This window comes from Nonomuraea sp. NPDC004702 (genome assembly GCF_053601695.1).
This window is the reverse complement of sequence record NZ_JBSGCE010000030.1, coordinates 25,963-43,643: the sequence shown is the minus strand read 5'-3', so window position 1 is coordinate 43,643 and position 17,681 is coordinate 25,963. Positions and strand designations below refer to the sequence as shown.

Annotated in this window: 13 protein-coding genes and 1 pseudogene; 3 read left to right on the top strand and 11 right to left on the bottom strand. The window is 72.0% G+C overall.

Going from position 1 to position 17,681, the window contains the following annotated elements; all coding sequences use genetic code 11:
- Positions 1–451: 451 nt before the first annotated feature.
- The 4 genes from ACWEJ6_RS31395 to ACWEJ6_RS31380 are packed head-to-tail and all read right to left on the bottom strand — an operon-like array spanning position 452 to position 4,171.
- The gene (locus ACWEJ6_RS31395) at positions 452–1,537 is read right to left on the bottom strand and encodes an LLM class flavin-dependent oxidoreductase (protein WP_452428437.1); all 1,086 of its coding nucleotides are present in this window, start codon (positions 1,535–1,537) and stop codon (positions 452–454) included.
- On the bottom strand, positions 1,537–2,352 hold the full coding sequence (locus ACWEJ6_RS31390; RefSeq protein WP_452428435.1) for an ABC transporter ATP-binding protein: 816 nt from the start codon (positions 2,350–2,352) through the stop codon (positions 1,537–1,539). The genes ACWEJ6_RS31395 and ACWEJ6_RS31390 overlap by 1 nt, the downstream gene beginning before the upstream one ends.
- Positions 2,336–3,370 carry a taurine ABC transporter substrate-binding protein gene (locus ACWEJ6_RS31385; protein ID WP_452428433.1) on the bottom strand — a complete coding sequence of 345 codons (1,035 nt, stop codon included), beginning with the start codon at positions 3,368–3,370 and terminating at the stop codon, positions 2,336–2,338. The genes ACWEJ6_RS31390 and ACWEJ6_RS31385 overlap by 17 nt, the downstream gene beginning before the upstream one ends.
- A gap of 21 nt (positions 3,371–3,391) precedes the next feature.
- Positions 3,392–4,171: an ABC transporter permease gene (locus ACWEJ6_RS31380; RefSeq protein ID WP_452428431.1), complete on the bottom strand. Its 780-nt coding sequence runs from the start codon at positions 4,169–4,171 to the stop codon at positions 3,392–3,394.
- 201 nt (positions 4,172–4,372) lie between these two features.
- Here ACWEJ6_RS31380 and ACWEJ6_RS31375 point away from each other — a divergent pair, with 201 nt between their 5' ends.
- From ACWEJ6_RS31375 to ACWEJ6_RS31365, 3 genes and pseudogenes are all read left to right on the top strand, one after another.
- Positions 4,373–4,999, top strand: coding sequence for a TetR/AcrR family transcriptional regulator (locus tag ACWEJ6_RS31375; protein ID WP_452428429.1), 627 nt, complete (start codon positions 4,373–4,375; stop codon positions 4,997–4,999).
- Positions 5,000–5,027: 28 nt separating this feature from the next.
- Positions 5,028–6,398 (top strand): hypothetical protein, encoded by a 1,371-nt coding sequence (locus ACWEJ6_RS31370; RefSeq protein ID WP_452428427.1) that lies wholly within the window; start codon positions 5,028–5,030, stop codon positions 6,396–6,398.
- 285 nt (positions 6,399–6,683) lie between these two features.
- A pseudogene (locus ACWEJ6_RS31365) lies at positions 6,684–6,755 on the top strand (hypothetical protein); the annotation flags it as partial.
- 172 nt (positions 6,756–6,927) lie between these two features.
- Here the strand turns inward: ACWEJ6_RS31365 and ACWEJ6_RS31360 are convergent.
- From ACWEJ6_RS31360 to ACWEJ6_RS31330, 7 genes are all read right to left on the bottom strand, one after another.
- Entirely contained in the window at positions 6,928–8,391 is a 1,464-nt protein-coding gene (locus tag ACWEJ6_RS31360) for a SagB family peptide dehydrogenase (RefSeq protein ID WP_452428425.1), read from the bottom strand.
- Positions 8,388–10,676 (bottom strand): TOMM precursor leader peptide-binding protein, encoded by a 2,289-nt coding sequence (locus tag ACWEJ6_RS31355; protein ID WP_452428423.1) that lies wholly within the window; start codon positions 10,674–10,676, stop codon positions 8,388–8,390. The genes ACWEJ6_RS31360 and ACWEJ6_RS31355 overlap by 4 nt, the downstream gene beginning before the upstream one ends.
- 18 nt (positions 10,677–10,694) lie before the next feature.
- Positions 10,695–11,045, bottom strand: coding sequence for an NHLP leader peptide family RiPP precursor (locus ACWEJ6_RS31350; RefSeq protein ID WP_452428421.1), 351 nt, complete (start codon positions 11,043–11,045; stop codon positions 10,695–10,697).
- Between the two features lie 177 nt (positions 11,046–11,222).
- Positions 11,223–12,437 carry an alpha-L-fucosidase gene (locus ACWEJ6_RS31345; RefSeq protein WP_452428419.1) on the bottom strand — a complete coding sequence of 405 codons (1,215 nt, stop codon included), beginning with the start codon at positions 12,435–12,437 and terminating at the stop codon, positions 11,223–11,225.
- Positions 12,434–14,641 (bottom strand): right-handed parallel beta-helix repeat-containing protein, encoded by a 2,208-nt coding sequence (locus tag ACWEJ6_RS31340; RefSeq protein WP_452428417.1) that lies wholly within the window; start codon positions 14,639–14,641, stop codon positions 12,434–12,436. Before ACWEJ6_RS31340 ends, ACWEJ6_RS31345 begins: the two co-directional genes overlap by 4 nt.
- Entirely contained in the window at positions 14,638–16,008 is a 1,371-nt protein-coding gene (locus tag ACWEJ6_RS31335; protein ID WP_452428415.1) for a M1 family metallopeptidase, read from the bottom strand. The genes ACWEJ6_RS31340 and ACWEJ6_RS31335 overlap by 4 nt, the downstream gene beginning before the upstream one ends.
- A gap of 2 nt (positions 16,009–16,010) precedes the next feature.
- Positions 16,011–17,678 (bottom strand): extracellular solute-binding protein, encoded by a 1,668-nt coding sequence (locus ACWEJ6_RS31330; RefSeq protein WP_452428413.1) that lies wholly within the window; start codon positions 17,676–17,678, stop codon positions 16,011–16,013.
- Between the last annotated feature and the right edge of the window lie 3 nt (positions 17,679–17,681).

The following is a 17,681-nucleotide window of genomic DNA, read 5'->3' as shown; positions in this document are numbered from 1 at the left end:
CGAACAGGTCCGCAGAAGCAGGCGGTTTGGTCAGCAAGGCGGTGAGGCTGTCTGCTCGTCGCGGCGGGCTGCTGGTGCGGCAGCCGGGCAGCAGCCCCCCTGAGACGGCCGCCTCCGCTCCGCGCGGGGTGCGCAGATCTCCGAACTGCGTGCAGGGCGAGGCGGCGATCCTCCGGCCGACCGGAGAAGGTGGGAGCTGATCAGGAGCTTCGCCGTCAGGCAGGCTCGCACTGCGACTGCTGAATCGACCCCGACGCCAAAGAGGATCGAGCGAGGCGCGGCGTACGGCCAACCCCGGGACCGTGATGTCGTCGAGCCGAGGATGGTGGCGTGCGTGCTCATCGGCCTGTGGCTGAACGAGGACGGCAGGCTCACCGCGGCCGAGCCGGCGCAGATCGCGCGCAAGCTCGTCGACGAGCGCCGCGGCGACCGACCCGCCTCCCATGGGGGCTCAGGCCGGAAGGGCCGCCGTCCGTGGCACGCGCGGCAGGACGTGCTCGCCGACCCGGTACGCCTCCTCCAGATGCGGCCACCCGGACAGCACGAACTCCTCCACCCCTGCCGCCGCGTATTCGTGGAACATCGCCGCGACCTCGTCGTACGAGCCGACCAGGGCGGTGCCGGCGCCCTCGCGCACCAGCCCCACCCCGGCCCACAGCCCCGGGTGGATCTCCAGCTCACGGGTGCCGCCGGCGTGCAGGTCCACCATGCGGCGCTGGCCGACGGAGTCGTAGCGGGCGAAGCGGCGTTGGGCCTCGGCGATGCGGCCCGGGTCCATGCCCGTGAGCAGCCGGTCGGCCTCGGCCCAGGCGGCTTCGTTCGTGTCGCGGGCGATGACGTGCACGCGCAGGCCGTACCCGAGGGTGCGGCCGTGCGCGGCGCTGAGCGTGCGCAGCCTGGCCACCCGCTCGGCGACCGCCTGCGGCGGCTCGCCCCACATGAGCACGACGTCGGCGTGGCGGGCGGCGACCTGCTCGGCGGCCGGTGACGCGCCGCCGAAGTAGAGCGGCGGCCTCGGGTCGAGCGGCGCGGGCAGGCCGCCGCTCTCGACCCGGTAGTGCTCGCCGTGGTGGTCGAACGGCGCGCCGTCCCAGGCGCGGCGGAGCACGTGCAGGAACTCGCCGGTCCTGGCGTAGCGGGCGTCGTGGTCGAGGAAGTCTCCGTACGCGCGCTGCTCGACGGGGTCGCCCCCGGTCACGACGTTCAGCAGCAGCCGGCCGCCGGAGATCTCCTGGAAGGACTGGGCCTGCTGGGCGAGCAGGGTGGGCAGCGCGTACCCGGTGCGGAAGGCGACCAGCAGCCGCAGCCGCTCGGTGTGCTGGGCCAGGGCCGCGCACACGATCCATGGGTCGGGGCAGCCCGCGCCGACGGGGGTGAGCGCGGCCTCGAACCCCGCCTGCTCGGCCGCCCTGGCCACCTGCGTCAGGTACGCGACGGTGGCCGGGCGGGCGGAGGGGCGGTAGGCGTCGGTGGTGGTGATGGCCGAGCGTACGTCGTGACCGTCACCGGTCGTGGGCAGGAACCAGTGGAAACGCATCAGGAAACCTCGGGGTCGGACGAAGCGGCCCGCCGGACGGCTGCGGCCACGGTCTCGCGTACGGACGGGAAGTCGGGATGGGTGCGCGGATCGGCCGCGCGCGGCAGCTCCGAGGGCTGGTCGAGCACGATCGTGCCCGGCCCGCGGCTCATCACCAGCAGGCGGGTGCCCAGGTAGACGGCCTCGTCGACGCTGTGCGTGACGAACAGCACGGTCTTGCCCGTGGCCTGCCACAGCCGTCGCAGCTCCTCCTGGAGCCGCTCCCTGGTGAGCGCGTCGAGCGCGGCGAACGGCTCGTCCATCAGCAGGATCGCGGGGTCGGGCGCGAGCGCCCGGGCGATGGCGGCGCGCTGCTGCATGCCGCCGGACAACTCGTACGGACGCCGCCCCGCCACCTCGCCCAGCCCCACGAGCGTGAGCAGTTCGTCGGCCCTGGCCGTCCTGACCCGCTTCGGCACCCCTGTCATGCGCAGTCCGAACTCGACGTTACGCCGGACGTTCAGCCAGGGGAACAGCCGCGGCTGCTGGAACACCACGCCCCGGTCGGGCCCCGGCCCCGCCACGGGCTCGCCGCCCACGGTGACCGTCCCGGAGGTGGGCGCGGCGAACCCGGCGACGAGCCTGAGCAGCGTGCTCTTCCCACAGCCCGAGGGCCCGACGATCGTCACGAACTCGCCCGCGCCGACGTCGGCCCCGATCCCGCGCAGCGCCTCCACAGGCTCCGCCTTCGACCAGCGGGAGCGCGGCCGGTAGGTGAGCGAGACGCCCTCCAGCCGCACCGCCGCCGCGGTGAGCGTGTCAGCTGGTGAAGGCATCGCGCAGGTCCTTGGTGTCCAGGCCCTTCTGGAAGACCTCCAGGGCGGGCACCTCGGGCAGCTTGTTCTGGGCCTTGAGGAACTCGGCGGCGCTGCGCAGGTTCTCGGCCAGCGCGCCCGGCTTGTCCGGGGTGCCCAGGTAGGCGGAGCCGGCCTGCTCCTTGGCGTCCAGCAGGATCAGCTCGTCGATCTGCCCGGCGGCCTCGTCGGGGCTCAGGTTGAGCTGGCGTCCGACGGCCGCCGCCGCGGCCCGCTTGTCGGTGCGTACGAGCTTGACCGCCCGGTCCTGCTGCGTGAGCCAGGTGCGCAGCGCCTGGGGGTAGGAGGTGGCGAACTGGGTGCGGACGACGGCCAGGTCGGCCGTCAGCTTGCCCTTGGCGGCCAGCTCCTTGCTGGTGACCAGCACCTTGCCGCCCTTGCGCAGCTCGCCGAGCACGGGCGTCCAGACGTAGGCGGCGTCGATGTCGCCGCGCGTCCAGGCGGCCTGGATGTCCGGCGGCTCCAGGTCGACGACGGTGACGTCGGACTCGCTCAGCCCGGCCTCCTGGAGCGCGGCCAGCAGGCTGTAGTGCGAGGTCGAGGAGAACGGCGTCGCGATCTTCCGGCCCTTCAGCTCGGCCACCGAGCCCGCCTGGCGGGCCACGAGCGCCTCGTTCTCGCCGATGACGTCGAAGATCCACGGCACCTGGTACGGGATGTTCAGCGGCGCGGACAGGCCGCGGGTGACCGGGCTGCTGCCGGCCAGGCCGATGTCGATGCTGCCCGCGACCATCGCGGTGTTCACGTCGCCGCCCGAGTCGAACTTGATCCAGCTGATCCTCGTGTTCGGCAGCGCGCTCTCCAGCCAGCGCTGGTCCTTGACGATGAGGTCGCCGTTGGGGATGAGCTGGTAGCCGATGCGCAGTTCCTTGGGGCTGCCGTCGGCGGCGGGGGCGGCGCCGGTGGCGGCTCCGGTGCCGGTGGAGCAGGCCGCCAGGCACAGTGCGAGCGCCAGCGCGGGGATGAGGCGATGTTTCATGGCTGATGCCTTCGCAGGGGGTCAGGCCTTGCCGCGCCAGGGCACGAGCAGGCGCTCGGTGAGTTGCAGGAGCGTGTCGATGAGCAGGCCGGACGCGCCGATGACGAGCAGCCCGAGCACGACGACGTCGGTCTGGTTGTAGCGCTGGGCGTCGCGGATCATCCCGCCGATGCCCGGCACTCCGTTGACGGTCTCGGCGGCCACGACCGTGGTGTAGGCCACCCCGACCGCGACCCGGACGCCGGTGATCACCTCGGGCAGCGCCGAGGGCAGCACGATCCGGTACGGAAGCTGCCACCGCCCGGCCCCCAGCGACCTGGCCGCGTACAGGTAGTCCTCGTGCACCCCGCGTACCGCGTCGGCGGTGGCCACGGCGACGGGTGGCAGCGCGGCCACGAACAACAACGAGATCTTGGGCGGCTCGTCGATGCCCAGCCAGATGATCAGCAGGCTGAAGTAGGCCAGTGGCGGCAGCGTCCGCACGAACGTGATGAGCGGGTTGAGCAGGGCACGCACGGTGGGCACCAGGCCGACGACCAGGCCCAGCGCGATCCCGCCGGCGATGCCGTACAGGCTGCCGAGCAGGATGCGGCGCAGGCTGGCCAGCAGATGCTCCGACAGCAGGTAGCCGCCGTAGCCGCGCCGGCCGTCGTGCACGGAGGAGGTCAGGAAGAGCTGCTCCCACACCGACCCCGGGCTGGGGACGAACACCTCGGGCCACAGGTGGGAGGCCGCGACCGCCCACCAGATCGCGGCCAGCAGGACCACCCCCGCCACCCGCAGCCCGACCCCACGGATCACCGTCTCCGCCTCTATTCCACAATAAGCGACTGGTTTAGTGGGAATTAAGGTAGACGATCCCTCGGGCACACGCAAGAAGGACGGCGCGCCGGCCCCTTCGGGCGCTGTGCTGCGCGCCGCGAGACCGGCCGTGGCAGCTCTGGGTCGGGCGTGACAAACTTCTAGTTGCTGGAAAATTCTAGTACGAGTATATTCGCTCGCATGCAAGAGTCGCGGCGGGAGCGGAAGAAGCGGGAGACCCGGCAGCGCATCGTGTCGGCGGCCATGGCTCTGTTCGAAGAACAGGGCTATGAGCAGACCACCGTGACGCAGATCGCCGCGGCGGCGGACGTCGATCCCAAGACGTTCTTCAACTACTTCCGCACCAAGGACGAAGTGCTCTTCGTCGACATGGAGCGGGACTTCGACGTGCTGGTCGGAGCCATCGCGGACCGCCGCCCCGAGGAGGGCCCCGGCGAGGTGCTGGCCAGGGCGGTCGAGCGGTACGCCGCCCACCGCCGCCCCAAGATCCCCGCCAAGGAGGCCGCGGAGCTGTCCGGCGTGACCCGGCTGGCCCTGACCACGCCGGCGCTCCAGGCCAAGGGGCTCTACCTGCTGCTCGACCTTCAGCAGCGCGTCGTCGGAGAGCTGCTGAAGGCTTTCCCCGGCCTCGACCCGATCACCGCGGCCGCGATGATCGGGGCCCTGATGGGCGCCGTCCAGCAGGCGGGCCTGGCCAGCGTCCAGCTCGGCCGGTCCCAGGAGGAGTTGTGGGAGGCCGCCCGGCACGGCGTCGAGATCGCCATGCGTGGTCTGCGCTCGGTGCCGCCGTCCACCCCGAACCCTTGACGCATCACCGCAGACAGGAGCGACGATCATGGAGGAAAGCGTCCGGCGGCTCGCCCGCGACATGCGGCGCGCCGTACGGGAAGGCCCGGAGGCGATCGCGCGGCGGCGGCGGGGTCGCCTGGCCGAGCTGGTGGCCCATGCCCGCGCTCACTCGCCCCTCTACCGCGAGCTCTACCATGACCTGCCGGAAGGGGCCGACGACCCGCAGCTGCTCCCGGTCACCGACAAGAGGACACTGATGGCCCGCTTCGACGACTGGGTCACCGACCGTGAGGTGACCCGGGAGCGAGTCGAGGAGTTCGTGGCCGATCCCGATCTGGTGGGCCACCGGTTCCTGGGCCGTTATCTGGTCACCACGACCACCGGCACCAGCGGGCAGCGCGGCCTGTTCGTGCAGGACGATCGGTGCCTGGCCGTGCACACCGCCACCGGGTTGCGCACCGGCGCCGGGCTGTCGGCCCGCGACGTCCTGCGCACGCTCGCCCGCGCCGGCCGCACCGCCATCGTCACGGCGCCCGGGGGCCACTTCGCCACCCTCGCCGGGCCGGCACGGGCGGCTCTGGAACGGCCGTGGCTGGGCCGGTTGATGCGGATCATCCGGACCGACCAGTCGATGGAGGAGATGGTCGACGAGCTCAACCGGTTCGATCCGGCCAGCGTCGCCGGTTTCGTCGGGCTGCTCACGCTGCTGGCAGGGGAACAGGAGGCCGGCCGGTTGCGCATCCGCCCGGCGCTCGTCATCCCCGGCGGCGAGACGCTGAGCCCGCAGACCCGGGAACGCCTGGCCGCCGCGTTCGGGGCGAAGGTCCGCGCCGCCTACGCCTGTGGCGAGTGCGGCTTCCTCACCGCCGGCTGCCGGGAGGGCTGGTACCACGTCAACAGTGACTGGGTCGTCCTGGAGCCGGTCGACGCCGACCACCGGCCGGTGCCGCCCGGGCGGCTCTCACACACCGTCCTGATCAGCAACCTCGCCAACCGGGTCCAGCCGATCCTGCGCTACGACCTCGGCGACAGCGTCCTGATGCGTCCTGACCCCTGCCCGTGCGGCAATCCGCTCCCGGCCGTCCAGGTGCAGGGGCGTGCGGCCGATCTGCTCACCTTTCCCACCGGGTCCGGCGAGCGCGTCGGCATCTCGCCCATGTCCTTCAGCACCGCGCTGGCCGTACCCGGCATGGAGCAGTTCCAGCTCGTCCAGACCGCGCCCACCGTCCTGCGGGTACGCCTGCGGGCCGCCGGCGGCGCCGACGCGGACCGCGTCTGGCAGGCCGCCCACGACCGGGCCGTCCATCTGCTCGCCGAGCACAAGGCCGGTCACGTGACGATCGAGCGCGCGGAGGAGCCGCCGGAGCAGTCGGCCGGAGGGAAGTACCGCAAGATCATCCCGCTGCCGCAGCCCTGACGGGCGCCGGACTCTCCGCCGCAACGGCCGGACAACCGCCGGCGCACGGCCGCAGGATCGGCGGGGGAGGGGTGGGTCAGGTCCAGCCCTTGCGGCCGCGTACAGGGAGAGCTGGAGCGTGGAGACCCAGCGTGCGATGAAGTGCATCGCACAGGGGTTGTCCGTTGTGGGTGACGACAGTCTCCTCACCGCGACAGGCTCCCTGGACAATGTGCGGGTGGAGGCCGCAGGCGCTCGCGGCTTCGAGGATCGGCTCATGACGGCGGGCAGTTCCGTCGGCGTGACCTGCCGGAGGAGTACGGGCCAGGGTCCACCGCCTACGACCGGTTCCGCACCTGGGCGCGGGACGGCGTGTTCGAGCAACTGATGCAGGCCACCATCATGCCGCCGGGATGGTCCTGGACGGTGAGCTCTGGCGGCCGATGGTCGATGCCGTCCGCTGTCCTTCGTCCTGGCCGCCGGCCAGGCCGGAGACAGCCCGCGGTTCCGCGCCGTTCTGGAGCGCATCAAGGTCGGTCGTTACCCAGAGCTACGTTGCGCGCCGGCCGCCGGATCGACTCGCGCCCAGGACGAACTCGCCCACCGACGGCTCCGAGAACGGGTCGGCGCCGGTCGCCGCCGCGAACAGCGCCGTGTCCCCGCCTCCGAGCGCGCAGCCGGCCAGGTCCATGGCGGTCGCGACGAGATACATGGTCTGGACGAGCGCTCCGACGTTCTTCAGCGCCAAGGCGTAGGCCAGGCCGCTGTACTTCCAGGACAACCGCCCGAACCGCGACGCCAAGGTGATGAGGATCTGCGGATCGGCGGACATCCCCGCGGCCGCTCTGGCCTCCCGCAGCAGCGCCCGGGCGTTCGGGTCGTCGCGACCGGTCAGCCGGTGCAGCCGGTGGTTCGCCGGATCGTAGTGATAGACGCCCGCCGCCAGGCCGGCGCACCGGCCCACGACCAGGTAGAGCTCCAGATCGTAGGCGCCGCCCCCGCTCGGGTACGGCCTGCTGGTGACCTCGTAGGATCTGCCCGCCGTGACGGGGACAGTGGTGGAACCGCGGACCCTCGCCACCCGCCACAGGAACTCGCCCACCTGCCGCGCGTTGATGGGCCGGGCGCCGTGTTCGCGGCGCGAGCTCCGCCGTTCCAGCACCTCGGTGAACGCGGGACCGTCGTCGGCCAGGCGGCTGGAAGCGGGCCTGTACAAGGCGATGCCGTCGCTGGTCATCGCCGGTTTGACGGCAGGCGGCGGGTCGGTCGTCCGGGCGCCGCGGTACGTCGCGCCCACCGGTTGGTCGTGCCGTCCGCGGCGGCTGCGGCAGTGGAAGACGAGGTCGTGGAACTCCCAGGCCGCCAGTGCGGCGTCGGCGTCTTCTGCGCAGGCGTCGTCCTCGTCCAGCACGGTCAGGACGGCTGTGGCCACGAGCAGCCCGGCCAGCGTCCGTACGGTCTCCGGCGCCCAGTCCGCGCACACGGCACCGAGCTCGTCGATCGATCGTGGTCGTGCCAGCGCGCCCACCAGCGCGAGCCCGCCGCTGCCGGGCAGCATCGTCCGGGCCGACGACAACGGCGACTCGACGACCACGGCGTCCCCGTCCCGCCGGCAGTAGGCGAAGCGCGACAGGCGCAGACGGGTGTGCGGGCCGACCATGTGGGCCCGCGGCTCGAATTCGGCGGCCTTCGGCATCACGACGGCGACGGGGCTGCCGTCCACGACCAGCGAGTGGCGAAGCAGGCCCAGTTTGGACCACTGGCGCAGCCGGTAGGCGAAACGGGGCAGGGCGAAGTCACCGTCGCCGTCGCGGACCAGCCGGGTCAGCTCGTGCTTCGTCGCCCCTGCCGAGGCCATGACGCCCAGCGCCGCCGCCACCCCCCGGCTCACCTGCCGGAGGGTGATCACGCCGCCTCCTCCGGACAGGGTCACCTGGTTCGGCGAGGCATGCCGTACGGACACCTCGGGACGGAAGGCGACGACGAGCGGGACCTCCCGCGCGGCGGCGGTCACGGGAACACGTAGGGGAGCGGGTTGAGCTCCGCCTCGCCCAGAGGCGCGTCGAGCCAGCCGAGCCTCACCGGGACGTCGTACAGCCGTCCGGGGGCCAGCCGTGGCCGGAAGTGCCGCAGGCCCGGGACGACGACCTTGACGACCGGGAGGCCGATCTCCGGCCGCGTCTGGTCGAGGACGAGCAGCTCCATCCCGTGCCGCTCCACGATCTCCTGGCATCGCCGGACGTCGTCGTACAGGTCATCGCCCACCGTACCGACGGTGTGGCCGTAGTCCCGGGGTGGGGCGTCGGCGGGCGCCAGGTAGGGGTGGTCGGCCAGCGTCGCGGTGCGGTACCACTCGCGGACCCGCGGGTCGAGGCGCGCGTCGTGCACGTCGTTCCGCGACGACGCCCGGGGAATGCTCTGGCTCACCTCTGTCAGAGCCCGCAGCGCCGCGATCCGCGCGTCGAAATGGGCGCCGAACCCCCACACGATCTCGCCGGGCCCGCCGTCCGTCCGCTGGGAGACCGCCGCGAAGACCGGGATTTCCAGGTCATTGGTGAGATCGAGCACCCATACGTCGCGGCCGAGTGCGCGGTGGCGACGGCACAGCTCCTGGACAGTGCCGTCGCGGAGGCCGCCCAGTTCGACGGCCGGACGCCGCAGCCGGTTGTACCACCACAAGGCCACGCCGTCCCGCTCGACCAGTTCCATGAAACCCTGCAGGATCGCCTCTTCGAGGGTGTTTCCCGCGGCATTCCCGTTGGAGTCCGCCAGGCAGTACCGGTCGACCTCCTGGGCGGGGTCCACGAAATAGCCGTAGCAATACTCGGTGGGCAGGAATTTGTGGGCGCCGGCCGTCAACGACCAGACCGGCGTCCATTCTATTTTGGCGTCCTCGTCGAAAGGCGCCGGCACCACTTCGTAAAGGGAGCCGGTTTTGTTGTGCTCCGCGCGCCGGGCGTACTGGCGGTCGCTGAAAAGCATGCACGTGCCGGGCAGGATCGCCGCGTCGCCGAGTTCGCGGCGGCTGGCCCGCTCGCGCGGCTCGTCCCCCCAGAAATAGCCCGAGTATCTTTCCAGGGCTTCGGCGAGGACGCTGGCCCTGGCCTGCGTGTCGGACACGCCCTTGCCCGCGCTCACGTCCTGGAGCAGACCGCGCAGTTCCGTCAGGTCGTGGGCGACCAGCGGGGAGTGGTGCGCGGCGGCGTAGAAGCGGATCAGGCCGTCCCCGGCGACCGGCACGCTGCGGGGCGGCATGACGGCGCCGGTGAGCGGGCTGACGTGATGCTGGTAGGCGGCCAGCGTCTCGTCCGGGGTGACGGCGCGGTGACCGCCATCGAGCGTGTACGCCTTCGTCCGGCTGCGTAGTGCCGGAGGCGCCGGCAGGACGTCGCGCGCACGGGCGTCGCCGCACGCCGGGCATTGCGGCAGCCGGGCGACGCGATGCGTCTCGGCCTGGAGATCGGCCAGGTCGAACGTGACGAGCGAGGCGTCCGGCGCCAGGTTGAGGCCGCGGCCGATCACCTTCACCGTCTCGACGGCCGCCAGCCGGGCTCCCGCCTCGGTGACCATGCCACCGGTGAGGCCGCCCGGCGGGATGACCGGGGCGCCGGACCGGAGCCGCAGGTAGGACTCGACCCGGCGATTGCCGCGCAGCCGCTGGGACAGGCATTCCCAGCATGCCGTCCGTCCCGGATGGAACACCGGACCGATCCACAGGATCGTGCCCGCGGGTTTCACCAGCAGCCACGGCCGGCCGGCCGCCGTCGCCTCCGCGTTGACCGCGGCCAGCTCGTCGCGCAGATAGTCGTCCGTGGCGACGACGGCGAACCGGCCTGACCCCGTGCCGGGAGGGCTTCCGGCGGTGGGCCGCGCGAGACGCACTCCCGCCTCGGCGAGCGCGCGCTCCAGCGGCCCGGCGTCCACGGAGCCGAGGGCGGTGACCACGACCTCCACCTCGGAGAGGCGGCGCTCGGCCGGGCCGCTGGGCACGCCGAGGCCGTGCCAGAACGCGATCCGGTCAGCCGGCCCGCCGCCCGGTGGGCGGACGTCGGCGCCCTCCACGATGTAGCCCTTGCGTTCCAGCAGGCGCAGGGCGTAGTGGACCTCGACGGCCGTCGCCTCCCCGGCCAGCGAATGGACGATCTCCGCCACGTCGCGGCTGCCGTCGAGGAAGGGCGCGAGGAGGCGGTAGAGCCTCCCGGTCAGGACGAACTGGTCCCGCTCGGAGAGCAGGAACACGCCCTCCTCCGCCACGATCTGGGCGTGGAACGCGGGCCGCAGGGCGGGCTTGACGACCAAGGCAGGCTCCGGCCTCCGTCAGTGATCCGACCCGGGGCCCTGGTCGAGCCGCTGTTCAAGTGCCATGGTGTAGCCGCAGCAGCACGTGCACGTGCACGTCGACGCCATCTCTCCCGACTCCAGCTCCTCGTCCGACAGGTCCTCGCAGTGCGCCGGAAGGACGAAGTGCCACGCCCCTTCGGTGTTCTCGTGCACCTGTACGGAGACCCCGTCGGGGAGCTGGATCCCGTTGTCGCGGAACAGCGTGTCGGAATCGTTGAGCAGCCTTTCCTTGAACTCCGGGTCGTCCCAGGCCCGCGCCACCAGCTCGTGGTATTTGTTGTGCACCTGCTCGACGTGTTCGAGCAGGTGATCGCGCTTTGAATTCATGACGGACTGCCGTTCCTAGAATTTCCGCTCCATGCCGCCGCGGTTATTTCCGCCCGGACATCCTGCCAATCGTTGGACGACGCAAGGAATCGGTCAACGCGCCCACTGCGATTGTCCAGCGGCCCCCGCGCGTTCACGCGGGGGCATTCGTGATCGCGAGTGTCACAGGAGTACGGGCTAGGGCCTCAGGAACAGCTCGACGACCGGGATCGTCACGTCGGGACGGGTGATCGGCAGCCGCAGGGTCAGGGTGTCCTCCGGCAGGCCGCGCAGGTAGTGGTGGAACGGCTCCTTCGGGTCGATCTCGACGAACGGCACCTCCGAGGCGTCGTGCAGGAACTGGGCGTAGGCCACCCGGCCGCCGAGGCCGGGCAGGTGCACGTGCTGCATCGGCCACGACAGCAGGTGCAGGTAGAGCCGGTCGCCGCGTCGGGTGTAGCGGCAGTCGGGCGGGGCCTCGAACTCCGCGGGCCCCGCCCCGTGGATGGACCGGGCGTGCAGGCGCATCCACGCGCCGATCCCGCGCAGCCGTTCCAGGGCGCGCGGCTCGAACTCGCCCCGGGCGTTCGGGCCGACGTTCAGCAGCATGTTGCCGCCCTTGGACACGGTGTCGACCAGCATCTTCACCAGCAGCTCGACCGGCTTCCAGTCCTGGTTGTCGCGGTGGTGTCCCCAGCTGCCGTTGAGCGTCTGGCACGCCTCCCACGGCCGGTGGCCGGGCACGCCGCCGGGCGGCATGACCTGCTCGGGCGTGGTGAAGTCGCCGCCGCCGAGCCCGAGCCGGTTGTTGACGAGGATGCCCGGCTGCAGCTCGCGGACCATCCGCTCCAGCTCCGCCGAACGCCACTCGTCGGGGCCCTTGGCGCCGAAGCCGCGCCCGGCGTAGGAGAAGTCGAACCACATCGTGTCGATGCGGCCGTAGCGGGTCAGCAGCTCGCGCACCTGGCCGTGCAGGTAGTCGGCGTACTTGGCGACGTCACGTTCGCCGAGGTCCTCGTCGCGGCGGGGGTGGTAGAGGTCGTTGGGGAAGTCGGGGTGGTGCCAGTCGAGCAGGGAGTAGTACAGGCCGGTACGCAGGCCGCGCTCCCTGAAGGCGTCGAGCATGGGGGCGAGCAGGTCGCGCCGGGCCTTGAAATCGGTCAGCGCGGAGTCCCACAGGCAGAAGCCGTCGTGGTGCTTGCCCGTCACGACCAGGTACTTCATCCCGGCGTTGACGGCCTCGTCGGCCCAGGCGGCCGGGTCGTAGAGGTCGGGGTCGAAGTGGTCGAAGTAGCGGCGGTAGCGCTCGTCGTCCATCTTCTCGTACGACTGCACCCACTCGTGGCGGGCGGCCGCCGCGTAGATGCCCCAGTGGATGAACAGGCCGAACCGGGCCTGCGTGAACCAGCTCATGGGTGCACCATGACGGCCGACAGGCCGATCCTGCCGGTGCCGGTCCGCTGGATCCGCACGTACCGGCCCTCGGCGTCCACCGCGATCACGGACGGGCGCAGCGCCCGGCCCGGCAGCGGCACCCGCGTGGCCCGCTCGAAGTCGGGCGTGGCCGAGACCAGCAGCTCGGCGTCGGCCGTGGTCATGGAGGCGTCGTTCCAGATCTCCACCGTGCCGATCCGGTGCAGGCCGCCCAGGTCGACCTGCCACCAGGAGCCGGGCGCGGACGTCGTCCTGGTGTCGGTCACCGTGGAGCCGTCGAGGGCGTCGGCGGCCGCCGCGGCGCCCTCGGTGGCGGACTGGGTGGCGCTGCCCGTCCTGGCCAGGTCGGGTTCGAGCTGCTCGACCGGGCCGGGGCTCGCGCCCGCCGCCGCGGCGACGGCGAGCGCCGCGTCGGGCAGCCGTTCCAGGGCGGTGTGGTTGTCCACCTGCCGCGAGCAGCGGCCGGACAGCTCCGGCGCGGTGGTGTCGGTCCAGTTGCCGGTCGCGAGGTTGTCGATGCCGTACCCGGCCCAGTTGGAGATCCACTTGTAGCCGACGCGGGTGATCACGTTGCCTTCGACCGTGATGTGGGAGCTCTGCTCGTCGAGGTAGACGCCGTTGCCGTCGCGCTCGGTGTTGCCGTACGCCGACCGGTTGAGGTAGTTGCCGGAGATCACCGTGCCGGGCTGCGGGCCCTGGGTGTAGATCGCGCCGCCGTCGTGCTGGTCCTCGGCGACCATCATGGCGTCCACGATCCTGTTGCCGGTGATCCGGTTGTCGCGCATGTCCGGGTTCTGGGCCACTGGCTGGTTCCAGCCCCACCCGACCGACACGCCCGAGTACGGCAGCTTCTCCAGCGTGTTGTGGTCCACGCGCAGCCCGGACTCGTAGCCCGCCCAGACGCCCACCGCGTCGGTGAACTCGCGGCCGGTCCAGGTGATGGTGTTGCGGGCCACCGTGTTGCGCTCGCCGCGCAGCTCGGCCGGGGGATTGGGCTCGGTGTCGCCGACGTAGACGGCGCCCGACGACAGGTCGGTGAACGCCGAGCCGGTGACCGCCGAGTCCTTGGTGCCGCCCTCCAGGATCACGCCGGCGCCGCCGAGGCGCGCGAACGCGGCGCCGTCGACGGTCACGTCCCGGCCGCCGCGCACGACGACGGCCGCGGCCGGCTTGGTGTAGAAGCGGCCGGCGTGGTCCTCGGGGCCGGTCGCGCCGGTGAGGGTGAGGCCGCCCTGCGTGCCCGCGTACCCCTCGGCGGTGTCCGGCTGCCGGTAGGCGGCGTGCTCGAAGCCCAGCCCGGCGATCCTGACCCGGCTCGCGCCCTCCAGACGCAGCAATGTCTCGGTGGCGGGTGCGATCACGTCGTCCAGTCGCTCGCCCGGCCGCGGCAGGTAGGAGACGGTACGGGCGGTCCGGTCGAAGACGAACTCGCCCGGCTCGTCGAGCAGCTCGGCGGCGTTCTCGAAGAAGGACACCCTGGAGTACCGGGAGGAGTCGACCGTCGTCGAGTCCCACGCGGGCCCGGTGCGGCCGGTGCCGCTCGCGGAGTTCGTCCAGCACGGCTGGACGAAGGTGATCACGTCGCCGTTCACGCGGTCGATCCTGCAGCGGTAGTTCCGCCACCTGACCTTGATGACCGCCTCGGCGTTCGCCGGGTCGGCCCAGCCCGCGACCCCGCTCTTCACCGCGCCGGTCATGCCCGTCTTCGTCGCGTCGCAGGTCGCGGCCGGGCACGACCCGCCGCGGGCCCGGACCGCGCGTACGCCGCCGACGAACAGCTGCCGGGGCGACAGGCCCTCGGGAACGGGCGCGACCTGGAGGCGTCCCTCCTGCCGCCAGCCGGTGATCGGCACGCCGCCGGACAGCACCGGACGAGCGCCGGGGGCGGCAGTCCAGGTCACCGTGTGCCCGTCGGGGCCGGAGTCGCGCCGGTCCAGGACGAGCGGCGCGGCCATCCGGTAGACGCCGCCCGCCAGGCGGACCTGGACGTCGCGGTCCATGCCGTCGGCCAGGGCCTCGCGGACCTTGTCCCGCGCGGTCTCCAGGGAGCACGGGTTGACCTGGTTGCAGGCCGCGGACCGGCCGTCCGGGGCGACGTGGAAGACCTTCGGGGCCGGGCCGGTCGCGGGGGGCGTCGCGGGGGTCAGGGAGAGGGTCAGGGCGAGGGCGATCGCGGCGTTCACATTCCCTCCAGCGGGGGGTTCTGGGTGCCGAAGAGCCAGGCGCGCAGGAAGCCGTCCAGGGCGGGACGGTGGGCGGTGGCGGCGGCGTGGGTGATGAAGTCCTCGGTGGAGGCGTTGCCGTCCTTGTTGCGCTGCACCCACCGGCGCATGATCCGGTCGAACGTCTCCTCGCCGACCTCGGTGCGCAGGGCGTACAGGACGAGGGCGCCGCCGTCGTAGATGTTGTAGCCGCCGAGGCCCTTCGGCCTGCCGGGCGGGCCGTCCTTGGCACGGACCTCGTCGAGCTTGGCGTACACGCCGCGCATCCTGTCGGCCAGCGGCTGGCCGCCGTGCTCCTGCGCCCACACGGCCGCGTAGTAGACGGCCGGGCCCTCGTTCAGCCAGGCGTCCTGCCAGGTGGCGGGGGTCACCGAGTCGCCGAACCACTGGTGGACGAGCTCGTGCACCATCGTGTTGGAGTACGTGGGCCGGTCGAACCACCCGGTGCCGAACAGCGACAGCGTCTGGTTCTCCAGCGCGTCGCTGTACCCCGGGTAGATGTGCACCCCGTACGTGGAGAACGGGAACCGGCCGAACCTGGCCTCCGCCCAGGCGATCTGGGCGCCGGTCTCGGCGGCGATCGGCGCGTACCTGGCCTCCTGGCCCTGCGGGACGACGTGCCGCAGGGGGAGCGCGTGCGGGCCGGTGCCGTAGACGTACGTGCCCTTGACCACGGCGAGGCCGATCAGCTCCGAGGCCATCGGCTCGCGCTCCTCGAACGTCCACGTGCCGCCGTCGCGGCCGGTCAACTCGCCGTTGGCGGTGGCGACGTACCCCTCGGGGGCGGTGACGCGGAAGGTCCAGGTGGCCTTGTCCGACGGGTGGTCGTTGACGGGGAAGAACGTGTCGGCCCTGCTGGACTGCGCGGCGGCGGCGAACCCGCCGTCGGGGCCGAAGCGCCAGCCGGTCAGGCCCGCGCGCGGCGCCTTGCCGTTGCCGTGGAAGCGCACCTCGGCCTCGAACGGGACGTGCTCGCGCAGCGGCTCGGCGGGCGTGACGGTCAGCTCCTGACCGCTCTGCCCGGGGGAGAGCGCCCAGGTGGCGGGCTCGCCGTCGACGGTGACGGCGTCGATCGCGTGCCCGTCGGTGTCGAGGTTGAAGGACGACAGGGCCTGGGTGGCCTTCGCGGTGAACCGTACGACGCCGGAGAAGTCGTAGGTGACCGGGGTGAAGTCGAAGGAGACGTCGTAGTGGCGCACGTCGTAGCCGCCGTTGCCGAGCGTCGGGAAGAGCGGGTCGCCGACCCCGGGCGAGCCCGGCGACGGAGGTACGGCGGCGGCGGTGCCGAGCAGCGCGGCCGCGACGAGGGCGATGACGGTCCGCTTCATGGTCAGCCCGCCTTCGGTGACTGCTTGAGTGCTTCCTCGAACTCGGCGCGGGCCTGGTCGCCGCCCTGCGCCCGCCAGTCCTTGACCAGCTTGTCCAGGTCGCTCAGCGGCGCCCGCCCGGCCACGATGGAGGTCACCCGGTCGGTGCGCATGGTGTACAGCGACTCGTACTTGTTCTCGTTGGCGGGGGAGTACAACCCGACCGTCGGGTCCTCCACGCCCACGGCGATCATCTTGCCGATCGCGTCGTGCATGATCTTCACGGCCTCCTTCGAGGAGGAGTCGAACAGCGCCTGCGTCGGCGCGGCGACGAACTTCCACGGCACGGCGGTGTCCCGCCCGCCCTGCTCGGTCAGCACCGGCGCGCCCTTGGCGTCGCGCGTGTGGTCGGTGCCCTCCAGGCCGTAGTTGAACAGCGTGTACTCCTCGCTGCCGAACGGCGAGGCGAAGAAGTCGGCCACCCGCAGCAGCTCCTTGGCCCGCTGCTCGTCGCTCTTCTTCAGCATGGTGATCGAGACGACGATGTTGTTGAGGAACGCCTTGGCCTTCGGGCCGACCGGCGTGAGCGGCCGCGGATCGGCCGCCGGGTAGATCTTCTTGGACGTCTGCAGGTAGCCGGTGGGCCCGAGGTAGGCGGGCAGGCCGTCGTAGACCATCGCGGCGTGGCCGGAGTTGAACTCGTTCTTGCGCTTGAGGCCGTCGAAGCCCTCCGAGCCGGGGTAGATGACGCCCGCCTCGCGGAGCTTGCGGACGTACTCGACGGCCGCCTTGTACTCCTCGGTCTCGATGGCGTGGACGAGCCTGCCGTTCTCCAGCCGCCAGCCGTTGGGGGCGCCGAACAGCTGCGAGAAGATGGACAGGCCGTACACGCCGCCGACCATGGTGAGCACGCCCCATTGGTTGTCCTTGGGCCTGGTCACCTCCTTGAGCAGCTCGAACAGGCGGTCCATGTCGGAGACCTGCGCCAGGTCGGTGACGCCCGCCTTCGCGAACATGTCGGCCCGGTAGAAGCCGAGCCCGCCGACCATGTTGCGCGGGATGGGGATGCCGTACAGCTTGCCGCCGACGATGCCCTGCTTCCAGAACACCTGCGGGATCGCCGCCAGGTTCGGGTACTCCTTGACCGCGTCCCCGCCGAGCAGCGCCGTCAGGTCGGTGCACTGGCTGGCCGCGAACGCGGGCAGGTTGTTCACCCCCTGCGACTGGATGTAGGTGAACATGTCGGGCAACGTGCCGCCCGCGACCATCGTGTTGAACTTCGTCGGCCAGTCGTCGGACGAGACCGCCTGCACGTCGGCCGTCCCGCCGAGCCGCTTCTCCACCTCCTGCCACGCCGGGTTCTCCGCGCGGCCGGGCGGCGGCGGCAGGAACGTCTGCACCGCGATCTTCACGGTCCCGCCCGACATCGGCGGCTTGGCGACGGCCCTGAACAGCTTGTCCGGATAGGTGAAGTAGCCCTCGGGCACGCCCGTGGGGCTGCCGGGCAGGTCGGGGGTGAGCGTGCCGGCCGGCGGGGTGTACGTCGGCAGCTTGATGGTCAGCCCCTGCGCCTTGGCGGCGGGCGCGGCGGACCCGCCACCGCAGGCCGCGAGGGCGGAGGAGGCGACGACACCCGCCGCCGTGGCGGCGCCGAGCCGGAGGAAACCTCGGCGCGAGACGCTTTCTCTCATGGG

Coding starts and splice junctions, on each gene's coding strand:
- ACWEJ6_RS31345 (WP_452428419.1), bottom strand. CDS start 12,437: ATGAGCTGGTTCACGCAGGCCCGGTTCGGCCTGTTCATCCACTGGGGC.
- ACWEJ6_RS31350 (WP_452428421.1), bottom strand. CDS start 11,045: ATGAATTCAAAGCGCGATCACCTGCTCGAACACGTCGAGCAGGTGCAC.
- ACWEJ6_RS31335 (WP_452428415.1), bottom strand. CDS start 16,008: ATGAAGCGGACCGTCATCGCCCTCGTCGCGGCCGCGCTGCTCGGCACC.
- ACWEJ6_RS31385 (WP_452428433.1), bottom strand. CDS start 3,370: ATGAAACATCGCCTCATCCCCGCGCTGGCGCTCGCACTGTGCCTGGCG.
- ACWEJ6_RS31375 (WP_452428429.1), top strand. CDS start 4,373: ATGCAAGAGTCGCGGCGGGAGCGGAAGAAGCGGGAGACCCGGCAGCGC.
- ACWEJ6_RS31390 (WP_452428435.1), bottom strand. CDS start 2,352: ATGCCTTCACCAGCTGACACGCTCACCGCGGCGGCGGTGCGGCTGGAG.
- ACWEJ6_RS31370 (WP_452428427.1), top strand. CDS start 5,028: ATGGAGGAAAGCGTCCGGCGGCTCGCCCGCGACATGCGGCGCGCCGTA.
- ACWEJ6_RS31395 (WP_452428437.1), bottom strand. CDS start 1,537: ATGCGTTTCCACTGGTTCCTGCCCACGACCGGTGACGGTCACGACGTA.
- ACWEJ6_RS31330 (WP_452428413.1), bottom strand. CDS start 17,678: ATGAGAGAAAGCGTCTCGCGCCGAGGTTTCCTCCGGCTCGGCGCCGCC.